Here is an 18,046-nt window from a genome sequence, read left to right as displayed (position 1 = left end):
TAATAATGTTTGAAACCTTGGTTGTAGAATCGATAATAATACAGCTATTGGGGTGGGTTTTTGTTGATATTTACCCAGTAGAGAAAGTAAGGGTAGCAAATAATAGTTTTTGTAAAGCTAAGTGTTTATGATGAGTAGATACTAAGGCTTATTAGTTTGTTGAGTATTATTTGTGAAATGGTGAAAAGGCAGTGCAATTTCATTTAAAACCCTAAGATTTTTTCTCTGTATTTAGTATTCAACAATGCTTTGAGTCGTTTTTTGTTTTTACTTTTCTTGAAGGTTTGTTCTTGATTTAGAATAGTTAATACAATTTTCATGATCACATTCATGTTTTCAGGGGTGTTTTCTGTTCTTTTTCTTGAATAGTCCTCTCCAAAAATCACATCCAAAGACCAATGTAATTTGTTTTCTATACCCCAGTGACTTCTTACTATATCATTGGCTTGCTGTGCATTTAGATTCAGGTTTGATATATAGTACCGAGTTTCACAAGCTGTTTTTTTTGTACTTTTTGAGTAACTTTCTTTCTCTATGACTATGAAAGAATAAAGATCTTTCCATTGGTTTGCCTTTTCAAAGTGGGTTAAGTTGTTGAATACTTTTGCTGTACGTTTCTCTACCCTTCCATGATCAACATTCTCTGTGATATCAACACTATAAGGTTTCTCTAACTGATCAGTATCTTTGATCGCTTCCAATAATTCCTTTTGATTACCTTTAGCAGCAATAACATAGTTAGCTTTTTGGTCTACTATAGTCTTTACTATTTCTCTTTGGCAGCCCATTGCATCAATAGTGAGGGTACAACCTGTAAGGGATAAGGATTGGATAAGTTTAGGGATTGCTGTGATCTCATTAGATTTTTCTTCTGTTTTGATTTGCCCTATACAAATCCCAGATTCACTTGCCATAGCACTAAGGATATGAGGGGCAATAGAGTTGTTGTCCGATTTTTCTTTTGCTCCACAAATAGTTTTTCCATCAATAGCCACCACACCATCAATCTTATTACCCAAAAGTGATAAAGCCCAACTGGAAAAACAAGACTGAAAAGTCTGGGAAGATAGCGACATAATAACCCTTCGGATAGTAGAACCTGAAGGAACACCATTTGAAAAATCTCCATATTTTTTAAACCAATCCAACTGGTGTTGACCAAAAAGGGACATCTCATCCCATTCATCACATTTACAAAGTACTGAAACCAGCACTAGAAGAAGAATGTCAGTAAAATTATGTTTCAAATTTCCTTTATTAGTACGACGTGGGTCTTGAAGATCAGAAAAATGAGTAGTAAGAAAACACGTGTTAAATTTAGAATTGGGCGAATTTGTCATTTTTTTATATCCCTGACAGTATATGGTCAGGCACTTGACAACAAGTCAAAGATAAAAAAAATAACGCCTCAGGTCATTTTTTAAATGAAATTGCCCTGCAATACTATGTAAAAATGAATTAAAACGCATTTTACATTAGACTTTAAAATTAAAGTTAAATAAAACAATTATATGTTAAATGAATATCCAATATTAATTAAAACTATAGTTGCATTTATAGTGATGTTTATTTTAGGATTGAATGCACCTAGTATTATTAGGTTACTAAAACTCAAGATTTCTGAAAAACAGTTTATAATGTTGCTTTTTGCTTTATATTTAATACTGGATATAATATTATTTTAAATATTAAAATTCAATAAAACGATAAAATTAAAACCTAGATATCATGAGAAAACTAAATCAATTAAAAAGTCAATTTAGAGCATTGACCGCATTAGAAAAAAAGTCTGTGAACGGGCAAGGAGTTAACAACTCTGCTTGTCCAAATGAATGCAGTTCTTATCGTATGTTATGCCCAGGGACTACTCATCTTATTTGTAAAAAAGTTTCAATTTGCCCATTAGATTTCAAAAGATATTGGAGATGCATCCCTAAGTAAAACTAAAAGCTCAATAAAACAATTAGTTTTATTCTAATTGATATTATTAAAGCTAAAAAGGAACCTATATCAAAAGACAAAAAAGAGGTATGAAAAACAAATTCATAACTCTTTTGATAATTAACGTGGAGAAGATGGGATTCGAACCCACGACCTCTTGACTGCCAGTCAAGCGCTCTAGCCAACTGAGCTACATCCCCTTTATTTTTTTAGTCAGATCCCCTTAATACTAATAAAGGAATTCTACTATCAAAATCTTTTTTAAGTACCGTGTTCTTTTCCCATAGCTTGGCAAAAAAACCGCGCTTTCTTCTAAAAACACATAACAGATCCGGATAGTTTTCATTAAGATGTTCTAAAACACCTTGAAACAAGGTCGCATTATCTGTCGATTTATAGGTCGAGATAATCTCTCCCAAATCTTTGGTAAACTCAGAATCTTCTGGCAACTGCTCTGCTGTTTTTACCTGAAGCAACTTTACTTCGGATCCAAAAGTACTTAAAATTTCTTTTATTGGGGTCAATGAATTTTTCTTTTTTACCGTCCCAGATTTTACAGCCATCAATATTTTATGAATGGGTTTGAACGTATACATCTGCGGAATAATAAGCACCGGGATTTCTGTCTTTTTTACCAATCCTCCTGTAGTTTCTCCCAAAAAACAAGGTTCTTTGATATCATGTACTTCTGCTCCCAAAACCAGTAAATCTATCGAATGTTTTAAATTAAATTTTGGGATAGCCTCTAGAAGTTCTTCTTCAAAAACCAATGGAATTACTTCGACTCCTTTTGTATCTACTTTGGCTATTTCTTCCTCGATCCAGGAAGCTGCGATTCCTTTTAACGCTTGATTTACCGAAGGTAGGCTTCCTGATCTTGGTAATTCTTTAAAAACTTCTACAGCATATACTTTTGCATTCAGTTCTTTTGCAAAATCTATCGCATATTGTAGCCTTGCTGTACGCACCTTACTTTCTGATAGCCCTAAAGGAATCAATATATTCTTCATCTGGTTTTAATTCTATAATATCTGGGCAAAATTACAACTTTAGAACTTTTACAAAATAATATTTAGACAGAAATATTCGCATTTCATTTTTTACCACTTATTTTGAGTTCTGGTTTCAATTTTTAACTGTATAAATCCAACGTCTGGACCAATTAATTAGTATTTTTGACACTTGCAAAAATCACATGATTCTAAAAGCACAATTATCTGATCTGGATGCTATTCACAATCTTACACAGGCTTGTGCAAAAACTATGATAGCTAATGGTATTTACCAGTGGAATGAACACTATCCTACGCGAGAACGTTTTATAAAAGACATAGAACTACAAGAACTGTATATGCTAAAAGAAGCTGATAGTATTATTGCAATAATAGTACTTACCGAAGTAATCGACGAAGAATATCTTCCTATAAAATGGCTTACCAGCAATACACAAAATCTATATGTGCACCGCGTAGCCGTACACCCAAACTACTGGTCTATGGGGTATGCAAAAAAACTGATGAATTTTGCAGAAACTTATGCACGACAACATCAGTATCAATCTGTGCGATTAGATACGTTTAGTAAAAATCAAAAAAACCAACAGTTTTACGAAAAACGAGGGTATCAACGTTTAGGGAATATCTATTTTCCTAAGCAAAGTGATGCTCCTTTTTATTGTTATGAACTTGTATTATGAATAGTGCCATAAGTTTTAAAAATATAAATCGCCTTGCTATCCCGGCCATCATTGCCGGTATCGCAGAACCATTGCTTTCTATTACAGATACAGCAATCGTTGGTAATATACCAAACTATGGTACAGAATCTCTTGCTGCCGTCGGAATTGTAGGCTCCTTTTTATCTGCACTGATTTGGATTCTGGGCCAAACCCGAAGTGCCATATCGGCTATTATCTCTCAATACCTGGGAGCTGGTAAAATTGAAGAGGTAGAAACACTGCCGGCACAAGCAATTTTTTTTAATGTAAGTCTTAGTATCCTAGTATTGATTTCTACCATTTTTTTTGTTGAAGAAATTTTTAAACTCTACAATGCTTCTGGGTTGATCCTAGAATATTGTGTACAATATTATGATATTCGGGTGTGGGGATTTCCGCTCACCTTATTCACTTTTGCTGTTTTTGGCATTTTTAGAGGGCTACAAAATACATTCTGGCCAATGGTGGTAGCCATTATTGGGGCTGTAACCAATATTATTTTAGATTATGTTTTGGTATATGGTATTGAGGGTATTCTATCTCCCATGGGAATTACAGGGGCTGCCTGGGCAAGCCTGATTTCGCAACTGCTAATGGCAATTATTGTTTTTATATTATTGCTAATCAAAACCAATGTAAGTCTTAAGTTACGTTTTCCGTTAAATAAGGAATTAGGCAGATTAATAACCATGAGCCTTAACCTATTTATAAGGGCTATCGCATTAAATACAGCATTGTATTTTGCAACAGCCAACGCCACAGAATATGGAGACAAATATATTGCAGCTTATACCATCGCTATGAATATCTGGATGTTCACCGCCTTTTTTATAGATGGATATGGGGGTGCCGGTAATATATTAAGTGGTAAACTTTTGGGGGCAAAAGATTATAATTCTTTATGGAAATTGGGCAAACGAGTAAGTACGTATGGGGTTGGAGTAAGTTTGATACTAGCACTCTTTGGATTTTTATTTTATGATAGCATCGGAAAAGTATTTACTAATGAAGCTGAAGTATTAGATGCATTCTATAGTATTTTCTTTATCGTTCTAATTGTACAACCCATAAATGGTTGTGCTTTTGTATTTGACGGAGTATTTAAAGGCCTGGGAGAAATGGGATATCTAAGAAACGTGCTTATGGGAGCAACATTTCTAGGGTTTATCCCAACGCTTTATCTCTGTAATTTCTTTGATCTAAAACTCTACGGAATATGGATTGCATTTGCCATTTGGGCACTTTTTAGGGGTGCAGCACTTATCATTAAATTTAGAGCAAAATTTTTACCGTTGTTATCCTAATCTAAGTCGTCTTTTTCGAAAATACAGCTTCCAGATCTTCTATCGTTACTGGTTTGATCAAATAATCCTCTACAGAGTTGATGCCTTTTGCTCTTTCTATATCTACTGGGTTAATCGATGAGCTAACAATATAGAGAATGATTGTTTTTCCCAGTTTATTTTTAATTTTAGTAAATTTTTCGAGAAACTCCCAGCCATCCATTACCGGCATATTAAGATCCAAAAAAATAATTTCGGGTATACATGCCTTATCAAGGTTACCCAATAATGTTTTGAAATAAACAATGGCGTCCATACCGTTTTGAAATACCATCAAATTTTTACATAAATTTTTTGCTTCTACAATCCTTTTTACAAGATTTACATACATTTTATCATCATCGATAATACACGCTAGTCCTATTTCTTGATTTGTCATATGGGGGAAGTTTTATGATCATTTAAAATTCTATTATAAAAGTTGTTCCTTTCTCTACCTCGCTTTCTACATTGATAGTACCATTTAAAGATTCTACTTGATTTTTAGTCAAAAACAATCCAATCCCAACCGCATCTGTGTTGTAATGAAATGTCTTATACATACCAAAAATCTTATCTTTAAATAGTTTCATATCAATTCCTCTACCGTTATCAGAAATCTCTAAATACGCCGTTTCATTCTTTACATATGTTTTTATTTCTATAACAGGATCTCTATCGGGGTGTTTATATTTTATGGCATTGGTGATTAGATTTAATAAGATACTTTCGAGGTAAGCAGGAATATAATCGATTGTTTCTAACTCTTTAAAATTAGCCTTGATCGTCGCATTACTTAACGAGATCATTCTTCCTATACCATTGGTAACTAATTTAAGAGCCTCTTTAAATTTAACTTGTTTTTTCTCCTGACCAGTATTGGTATGAATTGCTACTATTTCGTTTAGATGTTCGATGGTAGTATTAAGGCTCAAAGAAATCTCCTTGATCTCTTTTATCAACTCGACTTTCTCTTTAGGATCCTCAATATCATCTATAAGCTGAACCAACAGTGATAAATTACTGGTATGCGATCTTAGATTATGCGATACAATATGAGCAAAATTAAATAGCCTTGAGTTTTGAGAAGCTATGATATCGATCGATTTTTGCAGTCGTATCTCTTTTCTTTTTATTTCATCTATATCTTGAAAAACCCCTCTAATTCCAATAATTTCTTTATTCTCATTATAGACAGGTTTTCCTATTGCCCTTCCCCAAAATTCACGGTTATTGGCAGTCATCATTTTAATTTCTGTGTTAAACGGAGTACCCGCCATTGCGCAATTAAAAAACAAATCTGCTGCTTGCTGTCTAGAATCATCTGCATAATAATTTGCAGAGTCTTTTAATGAAGGGATATAGTCATCGGGGTATTCTAAAATACGTCTTGTTTCAAAATCCCAATAGCTTTTTCTTTCCTGAAAATCTACATACCAACTTCCGGTCGATGTCATTTGTGCTGTTTCTTTATAATAAAAATTATCTTTTGATATATCTTCTTCTGGCTCTAGTCTAATTTCAATAAAGAAAATGAGATTCGTTCCAGATTTTATATTGACAGGCAATTGGTCATTGGTAACACATCTAAACAACTTATAACTAGTATTCTTTGTTAATACTTTTATATGTTGCTTAAAATTAACCGAATTGCGTCTATAGTTAAGAAAGTTATCCCTAAATACTTCGATATCATCTTTGTGTAAAAGATGGTTAAGAAAATAATCGATTGTAGCTTGTAATTCTTTTTTTTTATAGCCTAGATTCTCATAAAATTTATCAGACCATACCTCTCTGTTTGGATCATCATGCAGTTCCCAATATCCCGCATTGAAATCATGAATTACATTATTAAAAAGTTCATTTTGAAGCATTCTGCATGGGGTTGTATAAATTTACCTTAACAAGATAAGGATTTATCTACTATTTTTGTAGATTATAATATACCGAATAATCAATGATACCGCGAGGTTCTGGCTCTTAAAAGATTAGCCAGCTATTAATTTACTTCAAAATTTACTTCTTCTACATTTTTATCTTTATCACTGATCCAAATCGTATACGATCCCACAGGAAGATAGTATTTCTCATTTTTACGTTTTGAAATATCCTCATCAGAAAATTCTTTCTCTATACTATCTTTTCCTTTTTCTGAAATTGAAAGGTCATACGGCACATAATTAAGACCTCTAGTCCCTTTTACAGAAAACTCCTTAAGCACTTTACCAGAATCTAACTTAATCTTAATCAAAAAATTTCCAGACACCTTGGCGTAAAATCTAATATCGATAGAAGGTTCTTTTATCTCTGATAACCATTTGGACCATACAGCCCCCCATTGTCTCGACCATTTGACATCATGCATCCTAAAAACATGCAGAGGTTTGGCTAGAACTGTATCATCGAGACGTTGTATATCCTCTATATTGGTTGTATAGATACTTCTTCCGTGAGTTCCTAACAATAAGTCTTTTGCTTCTTCTTGAATAACAATATCATGTACTGCAACATTGGGCATTCCTTTAGAAAACACCTCCCATGATTGGCCTTGATTAAATGAAACATAGGCTCCGTTATCAGAACCCAGATATAATACATTTTGATTAACAGGATCTTCTTTAATAACATTTATAGCAGATGCTGGCAGGTCTTTTCCTATATTTTTCCAATGTTCTCCATAATCTTCACTAACATACACATAAGGAGTAAAATCATCCCATCGATACCCATTTAAAGTAACATATACCCTTTCTTTTTTATGAGAAGAAGCCACTACTCTTGACACCCATAAATCCTTGGGAAATGTATCAGAAATTTTTACCCAGTTTCCACCCGAATTTTTTGAAACATATACCAATCCATCATCACTACCCGTATAAACTAATCCAAACTGAAAAGGAGATTCTGATAGAGTAGTCAAGGTACCATAAGATACATTTCCTTTTCTATATCCATGGGTAAGATCAGGGGATAACGCTTGCCAATCATCTCCTCGATTCATAGATCGCATTAACTTATTTCCTCCCAAATACAATATATCCTGATTATGAGAAGATAGCAAAATAGGGGTTTGCCAATTAAATCGATAGGGAGATTCTCCCAGCTCGTGCTTAGGGCGGATATAGGTACTCTTTTTTTCTAAAAGGTTGAGTCTTGAATAATTACCAAATTGTAATCCTGTATACACAATATGCGTATTTCTACTATCAATTTGTATTTGCATACCATCTCCTCCCATTATTCTTTTCCAGGGATAGTGTCCACTTTGATGCCATGAAGCGTCTTCTTTGGCATTGTGAGGCCCCATCCAAACACCATTATCCTGCAATCCTCCATATACATTATAAGGTTTTTGATGATCTACATTAATCGCATAAAACTGCCCTACACTAGGTTGATTGGCTTTTATCCAATGCTCACCATCGTCATATGATATATTTACCCCTCCGTCATTCCCGTTAATTAAGTGTTTAGGATTTTTAGGATTGATCCACAATGCATGATGATCAGCATGTACATTTTTACCGTTAATACTAACAAACGTTTTTCCTGCGTCTTTGGATTTTAGGATAGGAACTCCCGATATATAAATATGATCTTTGTTAGATGGGTTTACCTGTATCTGTGCAAAATAATAACCATAGGTATAAAAAACATCATCCAAAAAATCTGAATGTGTTTTTTTCCAGGTCTTTCCTGCGTCATCACTTCTGTACACTTCTGCTCCTATAACCTTAGTTTCCATCATTTGTTGATTTTCATCTTCCAAATAGTTAGCCAGGTCTATAGGAGTTACGGTACCATTACGCATCCATTGTTTTATATTTTTTGCTTTGTACTTTTTTTGAAAACCATTGGATTTTAAAAACGCATCGATTTTTTCATTTTCGATTTCAAGAAACGTTTCGGTAGTCATGGTTGCAAAATCTTCTTTATAAAGTTTCGATGCATCTTTTTTTACTCCCTTCTTTTTATCTCGTAAAAATTGATTGTCATGCACTGCATAAAGGGTGTTTTCATCAAAAACTGCTAATCCTATTCGGCCAACACCTACCCCCGTAGGAAAACCACTTCCTTCGATAGAAACTTTTTTCCAGGTAGTTCCTGCATCAGTACTTTTATAAATTCCCGATTGTGAGCCATTACCTTTAAAATTCCAGGCTTTTCTATCTTTCTGCCATGCTGCAGCGTACATCATATTAAAATTTCCAGGCACATAAGCTACATCAATGATCCCGGTCTCATTATCTATAAACAAAGTCCTGTTCCAGGTAGCTCCTCCATCCGTAGTTTTATAAATACCGCGCTCTTCGTTAGGAGAATATAAATGTCCTGTTACACCTATTACTACCTCATCGGGATTCTTTGGGTTAAGTATAATTCGTCCTATATGATGTGAGTCTGGTAAGCCTACATGTTGCCATGTTTTTCCTTTATCTGTAGACTTGAGAATTCCTATCCCTGCATAAGATGATCTTGATGAGTTATTTTCTCCTGTTCCTACCCAGATACTATTATTTTTCCAATCGACGGCAATGTCTCCTACATTAATAGTTTCTGCATTATCCAAAATCGGGGTAAAAGTAGTCCCATTATTTGCCGTATACCATAAACCTCCCGAAGCATATCCTACATAAAACTCAATTGGGTTTTCTGGATTAACAGCTACGTCTACCACACGACCACTCATAACCGTTGGGCCGATATTGGTAAATAAAACATTTTTTACCAAAGAAGATACTGCTAATTGTTTTTTGGTCGATAATCCCGATTTAATCTCTGCGGCGCTTGTTGGCGATTGCTGAGCGATACTACAAAAGAAAAGAAAAAAAGAAAGAGAGGTTATTATATACGTTTTCATACATTTTTGTTACTTCATGTAGTACATAAAGTCATTATTTTTCTATAAAATAAATCGAACTGGCTTAAACTTTTTTGATTCATGCGAAAAATGATGATTTTTTGGTCAATTGAAATGTTTTTTGAACTTCATAGCAGCGCTACGTAGTAAGAAAAAGATGAAAATTGAGTGAAAAAGAGCATTTTTATAGCGAATTGAAAAAAGTTTAAATCAGTTCATCATTAATCAATGTCAAAGTATCGATAGTTAAAACAAACTCAAAACATTTAATTAATGTTTAACAATTATAACTGAAGCGCCTATGAATAAAAGAAAAAACAAACTTCAGTTTTGCGTTTCTCGTTATTTTTATGTTAATTTATTGGATACTAACTAATTAAACAAGATAATTATGGAAGAGTATTTACCGTTAATCATTCAACTTATCAGCGGAGCTGTAGGTGGAAATATTGCAGGTTCATTACTGAAAAATGCATCTTTTGGCAAAGTTGGAAATTCTATCTTAGGTATTCTAGGAGGAGGTATAGGCGGATACCTGTTAGGTATGCTGGGAATTGACACCTCTGGAGGAATGGATATCGCAGGAATCTTAGGAAGCGTAGCCGGTGGTGGAGTTGGTGGTGGTGTATTAATGGCTATAATTGGTTTAATAAAAAAGGCAATCAGTAAATAAAGTACACTTTATTGATATATTTTATCAAAACAATATATTTAGAAGGGACTCAATATTCATGAGTCCCTTTTTTATGCAGACAACCATAGGTAAATGCTATAATAGCCTTATTTTTGAAAAAATCATCTGTAGTGCTTTTTAACTCAGATTATGCACAAAACAGTTTGTATTTCTAACTAAAAATCGCATTTATATGAAATATCATCAAATAGACAGTCATCTCTTTATTAAAAATCGCAAGAATTTTACCGCAAAAATGAAACCTAACAGTATAGCGATCTTTAATAGTAATGACATATACCCCATTAGTGCAGACAGCACAATGCCTTTTCAGCAACATAGAGATATTTTTTATTTAAGTGGCGTGGATCAGGAAGAAAGCATTTTACTTCTTTTTCCTGATGCTCCCAAAGAAAAATATAAAGAAATACTCTTTCTAAGAGAAACCAACGAACATATTGCCATTTGGGAAGGCGAAAAACTAACCAAAGAACGTGCTTATGAAGTATCAGGGGTAAAAACAGTGTATTGGTTAAAAGATCTTGAAAAGATTCTCTTTGAAATAATGACACAATGCGAGAACATTTATATTAATACAAATGAGCACTATAGAGCTAATGTAGAAACCGAAACCAGAGAAGATCGCTTTACAAAATGGATAAAAGAAAAATACCCTGCTCATACCGTTGCAAAAAGCAATCCTATCTTACAAAGATTAAGATCTATAAAAGATCCTATAGAGATCGATCTGATACAAACCGCTTGTAACATTACAGAAAAAGGATTTAGAAGGCTTCTAAAATTTGTTAAGCCAGAAATCTGGGAATACAATATTGAAGCAGAATTATTACATGAGTTTATTAACCACAGATCCAAAGGTTTTGCCTATACTCCTATTATTGCTAGCGGTAACAATGCAAACGTATTACACTATATAGAAAACAATAAGCAATGTAAACCAGGTGATTTAATTCTTATGGATGTAGCTGCAGAATACGCTAACTATGCTAGTGACCTATCTCGTACCATTCCTGTATCTGGAAAATACACAAAACGTCAAAGAGCCGTTTATGATGCGGTTCTTAGAGTAAAAAATGAAGCTACCAAAATGTTAGTGCCCGGCACGATATGGGCCGACTACCACCATGAAGTAGGTAAGATTATGACCTCTGAGTTGTTACAACTTGGCCTATTGGACAAAGCTGATATACAAAATGAAAATCCAGAATGGCCCGCCTATAAAAAGTATTTTATGCACGGGACATCACATCACATGGGATTAGATACTCATGACTATGGAATATTAACAGAACCCATGCAAGCTAATATGGTATTTACAGTCGAACCTGGAATCTATATCCCTGATGAAGGGTTTGGAATTCGCTTAGAAGATGATGTTGTGGTTCAGGAAAATGGAGAACCATTTAATCTTATGGCCAATATCCCAATTGAAGCAGAAGAAATAGAAGCGCTAATGAATCAATAAAAATGACATTGTTGTACATTATCTTTAATAGATAAATCGCAATAACATGTTTTAAAAAAATAAGGCATTATTTCTGGCTTAAAAATCTCATAAAAGCAAAATGTTTTTATGAGATTTTTTTAATTAGAATAATTTGTCTCTTTTGAGGGAATTTTTCTCTTTTTTGATGTGATATTATTTTAGCGAACTTAAGTAGTTGAAAGCATGATATTTGTTAATTTACAACAAGCATTGTTCGTAAATTAAATTAACATATCATAATCTTTTTTGTTATTTTTTTATTAATTCAAGGTACTAAAAAATACACTTAAACAACTGATAATCAATATTATGTAGGTAAAATCGTTCAAATGAAAAAATACTTTTTTTTAACATTAACAGGCATTTGATTTGATATTCATTAACTAATTTTACATCAGAAATTAAAACCTCAAAAACTAATAATAAATGAGCATAGATACTACGGCTTCATATTTATAAAATGACACTTCGAGATCATAAAAATAATGATCATTGTAAACAACCAACAAATAGGTTTAAAAACAACTTTTTAGAAATTTAATAAAAAACATAGTAAATAAGTTGTCAATACGACACAAAAGGGACTAAACAAGCTAGAGATATAGGCGACATTACTCGTTTATCATGAGCAATCAATAATTACAAAATCAACACAGGTCCCAAAATAAAAAGTTAATAACCACTTTCGTAAAATATCTTATAAGATAAGTATTTAACATTTAGAACGGGCTATTCTGCCAAATAGTAAACAAAAACTTTATAGCACCTTTTTCTCTATGAAAATGTTCGTGTTACTAATAAAACATTGTTATCCTATAGGATAACTATAGTATATAAAATAAAAAAATTATACTCCAAAAACTGAAAAATGAAAACGATTAAAAAAATTTTAACAATAGCTTTTGCTTTAGTAGCTCAGCTAATCTTTGCACAAGACAACCAAACCAACAGTAATTATTGTCATGTACAATCTGTAAGAGGTAATAACTATATTACAAACGTTCAATTTTCTGAAATTAATAATTATTCTGAGTTAGGAACTAACGGGTACTCTAACTTCACAGATCAAAAAGCCATTGTTGACCGGGGAAATAAGTTAACCATAAAGGTAGATACCAAATGGAATCACTGGTCTTCTAATAGTATCCAGGTATGGATTGACTGGAATGCTGATGCTGGTTTTGATGATTCTGAAAGAGTTTTCCATAAAACCGGTACCGGTGTTTTTTATGGCATAGTTTCGGTTCCCGAAGATGCCAAAATAGGAACAACAAGAATGAGAGTACGTTACAATTATAATATAGAATTAGGCCCCTGTGAATCAAAAAGAAATGAGAGAGGAGAAATAGAAGACTATCTCATAGAAGTTGCTCACCCAAAAAGACCTAGGGCTTTTTTTGATGTTCCCTCTTCGCATATCTATGATGATAAAGAGCTCGTAGAATTTAAAGATTTATCTACTGGTAATCCAACATCGTGGTATTGGGAGTTTGAAGGTGGGATTCCTTCTATTAGTACCGATCAATTCCCTCTGGTTCGCTATATACAATCAGGTAGTTATTCTGTAAAGCTTGTTGTAGAAAACGAATATGGTAAAGATGAAATCACATATGTAGGGTATATGAAAGTACATATTCAACCACGTGTGTATCCTCCTTTTTGTAATTTCTCTACAGTACTAACACATGTAACCGATGCCGATCAATATGTGAGATTTGATGATTTATCAGAAAACAATCCTACTTCATGGTATTGGGAGTTTGAAGGAGCTACTCCATCTACAAGCACAGAACAAATACCGCAAGTAAAATATTCTGAGTCTGGAAAATACACGGTAAAACTAACAGTATCTAACCCTCACGGACAAGATTCGAAAACCAGAGAAGGCTATATAACCGTAGACTTAGGCCCAAAAGAACTTTGTACCAGTAGTAACCAAAATCCTATTGGTCAACACATTACTGGAGTGGAATTTGAAAATGTACGTAGTATCTCAACCTATAACGAAAATGGTTATTCCTGGTATAATTTTCCTGGAACAAACGTAGAAAGAGGCCCTATAGAATATCCTTATGAAGCTTCTGTTATTCATATCAAAACTAATGCTGCCTGGGAAAATACAAAGACAGGATATTGGGTAGACTGGAACCAAGATGGAGATTTTGATGACCCGGGAGAAGAAAGATTACTTGCAAATCATTCTTCAAAAGAATGGGTATCATTTTTTACTGTACCTGCAGATGCAAAATTAGGTCAAACCATACTTAGGGTTCGAACCATGTATGATAGTAATCTAACACCATGTGGAGAAGGATGGTTTGGAGAAACAGAAGACTATGTAATCAATATCGTAGACGATCCAAGAAAAGATGGTAGAGATGGACAAAGAGGAGCCGTAGCACAAAATGTAGTAGTTTCGCCTAACCCAAGTACCGATGGAATTTTTACATTTACTTTTAATGAAACTAAAGAATATATCTCTTTCAAAGTATTTAATAACAATGGTTTAGAAGTATCTTCTTCAAATAGCCAATCAGGAACAAACGCGATATTATCTGTACCTAACTTAAAGCCAGGACTCTATACTGCACAAGTAACTACAAATAATAGTTCCGACACCATACGATTAGCTATTCAATAAAGCTTTAGTATTAAACATTTTGCATAATTCGAATAAAAAAGGTTTGCCGATTTATCTGGCAAGCCTTTTTTTGTTATAATTTTATAAGTCAACTGCCTCAGAGAATTATACTCTACAATATGAATTAAACGATAGCCTCAAATACATCGAATTAAAAATGCTCCTACAATAAAATTTACGATATTTTCTCTGTAATTATAGAATAATTCATATACCTATTTCGTTGATATTAAAAACCTTCTTTTATCCTATGCAACGAATGAAAATAACAGCCGGCCACCAACAAGCAATGCCCTATTTGGTTGTTGAAAAAGCTGAAGATTTTATTGATTTTATCAGAAAAATTTTTCAGGCAGAAGAAATGATCCGCAATCTGGATGTTAATAACAAAATTCAACATTCTGAACTAAAAATAGGAGATAGTACCATCCTTCTTGCAGAAGCTACAGAACAGTATCCCGCACATTACGGATCGATGTATGTCTATGTAAAAGACACCGACAAAACCTATTATGATGCGCTAGATGCCGGTGCCAAATCTCTTATGGAGCCTATGGAAGAAGATTATGGTGCCAGAGGAGCCGGTTTTAGAGACCCCTTTGGCAACATATGGTGGATTGCAACTTTAAACTAGTCTTCTTCTTTTTTAAATATCAACCAATATCCAATTAACTATACCCTAAATTTTCTTGAGTATGAATATCATTATTAGGAAGACAATTTCCTGATTTAGATTTTTATAGAGTATGCCTAACAAGATTATCATCACCTAAACTTATTTCTATAAAGGAGGTAAGACTATCAATTTCTTTGATTTTTGGTACGTTTCCAAAAGCCGTCTCATGTAATAAAATTTTCCCAACTCAACCTTTTCTTTGGTAATCGGATTTAAAGAATCTTGAGGGATACTGTGATAATCATTACTTGCAGGTAAGATAAAATAGGAAACCCCTTTTCCTTCAGCAACATCAATAAGCATTTTTTTTAAATCTGTATCCAGATTTGATGGTATTACTGTATCATCATCATCATTACAAGAACACAGTGTTAAAATAAAAAGTAATTGCTTTATTCATATAGTACACGTTATAAAGCTTTCAAAAAAAAACAAGCTAATAGCTTGTTTCTATTACTTATCAAGCAACGATTAATAAGGTCGTGAATGTACTAAAAATCTAATTTTCAAAGTAAAACATAAGGTTAAAGAATTACTTTTCTACAGTATTCCTGAAAAAGGTATTTACTATAATAAATAGTACAATAGCGGGCATTAACCAAGCTAAGTGATAGTTTCCTAAAGGAAGAATGTCGAGAAGCGAGGTCATCCCCTTTTTAACCCCTATAGACATTAAAAAATCTGGTATACTAAATGAGATAGTAACAATCACCACTGATCTAAATACCAGTGCAGATGTATATTTATTGGGAAGCACGTTTAAAAAAATCAAAATAATAGTAATAGGATATATAAACATAAGCGCAGGCACTGCCACGTTAATAATATAGTGCACATCAAACTGTCCCATTAATATACCCAATACACATCCTACAATTGCTGTTATCAAATATGCCTTTTGCGAATCATTAAACAATCCTTTTACAAAATCTGCTGTTCCCGTTACAATACCCACGGCAGTTGTAAAACATGCCAATGCAACCAAAATACTCAAAAAAGATTGCCCTATGGCCCCTAGTGTTTTTAAACTTAATCCAGATAACAAATCTGTTCTGGAAACATTGGTATCAAAAGCCGAATTAAAAGCTGCTCCGATATAAATCATTCCGGTATAAATAACAAAAAGCCCAATCCCGGCAATAATTCCTGACCTAACAATGGCCATGCGATTCTGCTCAAAATTATTCCCTCCTTTTAATTGTAAAGAAATAATTAGTACTCCTCCTATTACAACAGCACCAATAGCATCAAAAGTTTGATACCCTTCTAACAGTCCACTAATTACTGGATTTTGAAATTGAGAAGAATCAATGACAACAGAATTGGTAGAAAAAATACCAATACATATAATACTTAAAATAACGATAAAAATAATAGGGGTAAGATACTTTCCTATTACCGTAAGTATCTTAGATCGGTTAAGTACAAAAAACAGTACTAATATAAAATATACAGTACTCGTAATCCATGAGTTTATACCTATTAATGGCTGAATCACCATTTCATGAGTTACAGAAGCTGTTCTGGGAGAAGGCAATGCAATAGAAATTATATATACCAATATGCAATATATAAGACTAAATTGAGGAGATACTTTTTTTGCAAAATCGAGCATAGTACCTTGTAATCTTGCATGCGCAAAAATTCCTAACAAAGGAATCAATACAGCAGAAATTACAAAACCCAAAACAACCGGAAACCATGCATCTCCTGCCTTAAAACCCAAAAGGGGTGGAAGCATTAAATTTCCTGCTCCAAAAAACATAGAGAATAGTGCAAATCCGGCAACCAAAGTTTCTTTATTAAGTCTCATTTAGTTAAGTTTATACGGTTAAAAATAATCTTTCAAAATGATATTAACTCACAAAGGAGCTAAAATTAATTACAACACTTCTGGAAAAGGTAAGACAATTGTTTTTCTTCATGGGTTTATAGAAAGTGCTGCAATGTGGGAAGAAACGATGAATCGGCTTTCACACAAATATCATTGTATTGCTATTGATTTATTAGGACATGGTAAAACAGAATGTATTGGGTATATACACACCATGGAAGATATGGCTCATGCAGTTAAGTCGGTTTTGGATCATCTAAAGGTTACTTCTGGAGTTTTTGTTGGTCATTCTATGGGAGGATACGTTGCATTGGCCTGTATAGATCTTTTTCCCACCATAGTTTCTGGTTTGGTCATGCTCAATTCTACTTCGTACCCGGATAGTGCAGAGAAGAAACAAAATCGAAAAAGAGCAATAACACTAGTAAAAAGTAATCCAAACTCTTACACTAGTATGGTAATTTCTTTTCTTTTTGCTGAAAAACATAGAAAACAATATGCTTTAGAAATAAATACTATTAAAGACCAAGCTTCTAAAACATCTTTGCAAGGAATCATTGCTGCTCTCGAAGGAGTTTCTGTTCGAAAAGATCGGGGAATGATTTTGGCACACTACAAAGGACCAAAAGTTTTCTTTGTCGGTGATAAAGACCCTATTTTATCTTATGACCATTTCCAAAAAGAAACAAAACAATATGGCATAGACATGATTACTTTTAATGGAGGTCATATGACCTATTTAGAAAACAAAGAAGAATATATCCAAAACCTTATCAGGTTTTTATCTTTATGTTAAGAGTTTTTTTCAAAATCACTTCCAAATAATAGACGAAATACACTTTTAAACGTTAAAAAACGCGATTCAACCATTAAT

The 18,046-nt window shown here is 33.4% G+C and carries 15 protein-coding genes and 1 tRNA gene; 8 read left to right on the top strand and 8 right to left on the bottom strand.

What is annotated here, in order from left to right; all coding sequences use genetic code 11:
* Positions 1-203 precede the first annotated feature (203 nt).
* Positions 204-1,340, bottom strand: coding sequence for an ISAs1 family transposase (locus ABW636_RS03460; protein WP_367588558.1), 1,137 nt, complete (start codon positions 1,338-1,340; stop codon positions 204-206).
* Between the two features lie 388 nt (positions 1,341-1,728).
* Here ABW636_RS03460 and ABW636_RS03455 point away from each other — a divergent pair, with 388 nt between their 5' ends.
* On the top strand, positions 1,729-1,941 hold the full coding sequence (locus tag ABW636_RS03455; RefSeq protein WP_367588557.1) for a hypothetical protein: 213 nt from the start codon (positions 1,729-1,731) through the stop codon (positions 1,939-1,941).
* Between the two features lie 126 nt (positions 1,942-2,067).
* Here ABW636_RS03455 and ABW636_RS03450 read toward each other — a convergent pair.
* Together ABW636_RS03450 and ABW636_RS03445 are read right to left on the bottom strand one after the other, a co-directional pair.
* Positions 2,068-2,141 (bottom strand) — tRNA-Ala (locus ABW636_RS03450).
* A 9-nt stretch (positions 2,142-2,150) separates the two neighbouring features.
* A complete protein-coding gene (locus ABW636_RS03445) occupies positions 2,151-2,951 on the bottom strand; it encodes a universal stress protein (protein ID WP_367588556.1) in 801 nt (266 codons plus the stop codon).
* Positions 2,952-3,136: 185 nt separating this feature from the next.
* Between ABW636_RS03445 and ABW636_RS03440 the strand changes: the two genes are divergently transcribed.
* Positions 3,137-3,637: a GNAT family N-acetyltransferase gene (locus tag ABW636_RS03440; protein ID WP_367588555.1), complete on the top strand. Its 501-nt coding sequence runs from the start codon at positions 3,137-3,139 to the stop codon at positions 3,635-3,637.
* Positions 3,634-4,962: an MATE family efflux transporter gene (locus ABW636_RS03435; RefSeq protein ID WP_367588554.1), complete on the top strand. Its 1,329-nt coding sequence runs from the start codon at positions 3,634-3,636 to the stop codon at positions 4,960-4,962. The genes ABW636_RS03440 and ABW636_RS03435 overlap by 4 nt, the downstream gene beginning before the upstream one ends.
* A 1-nt stretch (position 4,963) precedes the next feature.
* Here ABW636_RS03435 and ABW636_RS03430 read toward each other — a convergent pair whose 3' ends face one another.
* The 3 genes from ABW636_RS03430 to ABW636_RS03420 all read right to left on the bottom strand — a co-directional run bounded on the left by ABW636_RS03430 (position 4,964) and on the right by ABW636_RS03420 (position 9,841).
* Entirely contained in the window at positions 4,964-5,380 is a 417-nt protein-coding gene (locus tag ABW636_RS03430) for a response regulator (RefSeq protein WP_367588553.1), read from the bottom strand.
* Between the two features lie 22 nt (positions 5,381-5,402).
* Positions 5,403-6,854, bottom strand: coding sequence for a PAS domain-containing sensor histidine kinase (locus tag ABW636_RS03425; RefSeq protein WP_367588552.1), 1,452 nt, complete (start codon positions 6,852-6,854; stop codon positions 5,403-5,405).
* 125 nt (positions 6,855-6,979) lie between these two features.
* Positions 6,980-9,841 (bottom strand): WD40/YVTN/BNR-like repeat-containing protein, encoded by a 2,862-nt coding sequence (locus ABW636_RS03420; protein ID WP_367588551.1) that lies wholly within the window; start codon positions 9,839-9,841, stop codon positions 6,980-6,982.
* A 391-nt stretch (positions 9,842-10,232) separates the two neighbouring features.
* On the opposite strand from ABW636_RS03420, the gene ABW636_RS03415 reads away from it, so the two are divergent.
* The 4 genes from ABW636_RS03415 (at position 10,233) to ABW636_RS03400 (ending at position 15,296) form a co-directional block, all read left to right on the top strand.
* Positions 10,233-10,514, top strand: coding sequence for a hypothetical protein (locus ABW636_RS03415; RefSeq protein WP_367588550.1), 282 nt, complete (start codon positions 10,233-10,235; stop codon positions 10,512-10,514).
* 193 nt (positions 10,515-10,707) lie between these two features.
* Positions 10,708-12,000, top strand: a complete 1,293-nt coding sequence (locus tag ABW636_RS03410) for an aminopeptidase P N-terminal domain-containing protein (protein WP_367588549.1) — start codon at positions 10,708-10,710, stop codon at positions 11,998-12,000.
* A gap of 889 nt (positions 12,001-12,889) precedes the next feature.
* Positions 12,890-14,662 carry a GEVED domain-containing protein gene (locus tag ABW636_RS03405; protein ID WP_367588548.1) on the top strand — a complete coding sequence of 591 codons (1,773 nt, stop codon included), beginning with the start codon at positions 12,890-12,892 and terminating at the stop codon, positions 14,660-14,662.
* A 259-nt stretch (positions 14,663-14,921) separates the two neighbouring features.
* Positions 14,922-15,296, top strand: a complete 375-nt coding sequence (locus ABW636_RS03400; protein ID WP_367588547.1) for a VOC family protein — start codon at positions 14,922-14,924, stop codon at positions 15,294-15,296.
* A gap of 147 nt (positions 15,297-15,443) precedes the next feature.
* Here ABW636_RS03400 and ABW636_RS03395 read toward each other — a convergent pair whose 3' ends face one another.
* Together ABW636_RS03395 and brnQ are read right to left on the bottom strand one after the other, a co-directional pair.
* The gene (locus ABW636_RS03395) at positions 15,444-15,641 is read right to left on the bottom strand and encodes a hypothetical protein (protein ID WP_367588546.1); all 198 of its coding nucleotides are present in this window, start codon (positions 15,639-15,641) and stop codon (positions 15,444-15,446) included.
* 229 nt (positions 15,642-15,870) lie between these two features.
* Positions 15,871-17,151, bottom strand: coding sequence for a branched-chain amino acid transport system II carrier protein (gene brnQ, locus ABW636_RS03390; RefSeq protein ID WP_367588545.1), 1,281 nt, complete (start codon positions 17,149-17,151; stop codon positions 15,871-15,873).
* A 37-nt stretch (positions 17,152-17,188) separates the two neighbouring features.
* Between brnQ and ABW636_RS03385 the strand changes: the two genes are divergently transcribed.
* Positions 17,189-17,968, top strand: coding sequence for an alpha/beta fold hydrolase (locus tag ABW636_RS03385; protein ID WP_367588544.1), 780 nt, complete (start codon positions 17,189-17,191; stop codon positions 17,966-17,968).
* Positions 17,969-18,046 lie beyond the last annotated feature (78 nt).

The organism is Aquimarina discodermiae (genome assembly GCF_040786235.1).
GTDB lineage: Bacteria > Bacteroidota > Bacteroidia > Flavobacteriales > Flavobacteriaceae > Aquimarina.
This window is presented reverse-complemented; position numbering and strand designations above follow the sequence as displayed.

What these genes read in the sequence shown, in the direction of transcription:
- ABW636_RS03425 (WP_367588552.1), bottom strand. Translation starts at nt 6,854, where the DNA reads ATGCTTCAAAATGAACTTTTTAATAATGTAATTCATGATTTCAATGCG.
- ABW636_RS03440 (WP_367588555.1), top strand. Translation starts at nt 3,137, where the DNA reads ATGATTCTAAAAGCACAATTATCTGATCTGGATGCTATTCACAATCTT.
- ABW636_RS03420 (WP_367588551.1), bottom strand. Translation starts at nt 9,841, where the DNA reads ATGAAAACGTATATAATAACCTCTCTTTCTTTTTTTCTTTTCTTTTGT.
- ABW636_RS03430 (WP_367588553.1), bottom strand. Translation starts at nt 5,380, where the DNA reads ATGACAAATCAAGAAATAGGACTAGCGTGTATTATCGATGATGATAAA.
- ABW636_RS03385 (WP_367588544.1), top strand. Translation starts at nt 17,189, where the DNA reads ATGATATTAACTCACAAAGGAGCTAAAATTAATTACAACACTTCTGGA.
- brnQ (WP_367588545.1), bottom strand. Translation starts at nt 17,151, where the DNA reads ATGAGACTTAATAAAGAAACTTTGGTTGCCGGATTTGCACTATTCTCT.
- ABW636_RS03400 (WP_367588547.1), top strand. Translation starts at nt 14,922, where the DNA reads ATGAAAATAACAGCCGGCCACCAACAAGCAATGCCCTATTTGGTTGTT.
- ABW636_RS03415 (WP_367588550.1), top strand. Translation starts at nt 10,233, where the DNA reads ATGGAAGAGTATTTACCGTTAATCATTCAACTTATCAGCGGAGCTGTA.
- ABW636_RS03410 (WP_367588549.1), top strand. Translation starts at nt 10,708, where the DNA reads ATGAAATATCATCAAATAGACAGTCATCTCTTTATTAAAAATCGCAAG.
- ABW636_RS03395 (WP_367588546.1), bottom strand. Translation starts at nt 15,641, where the DNA reads ATGCTTATTGATGTTGCTGAAGGAAAAGGGGTTTCCTATTTTATCTTA.
- ABW636_RS03435 (WP_367588554.1), top strand. Translation starts at nt 3,634, where the DNA reads ATGAATAGTGCCATAAGTTTTAAAAATATAAATCGCCTTGCTATCCCG.
- ABW636_RS03445 (WP_367588556.1), bottom strand. Translation starts at nt 2,951, where the DNA reads ATGAAGAATATATTGATTCCTTTAGGGCTATCAGAAAGTAAGGTGCGT.
- ABW636_RS03460 (WP_367588558.1), bottom strand. Translation starts at nt 1,340, where the DNA reads ATGACAAATTCGCCCAATTCTAAATTTAACACGTGTTTTCTTACTACT.
- ABW636_RS03405 (WP_367588548.1), top strand. Translation starts at nt 12,890, where the DNA reads ATGAAAACGATTAAAAAAATTTTAACAATAGCTTTTGCTTTAGTAGCT.
- ABW636_RS03455 (WP_367588557.1), top strand. Translation starts at nt 1,729, where the DNA reads ATGAGAAAACTAAATCAATTAAAAAGTCAATTTAGAGCATTGACCGCA.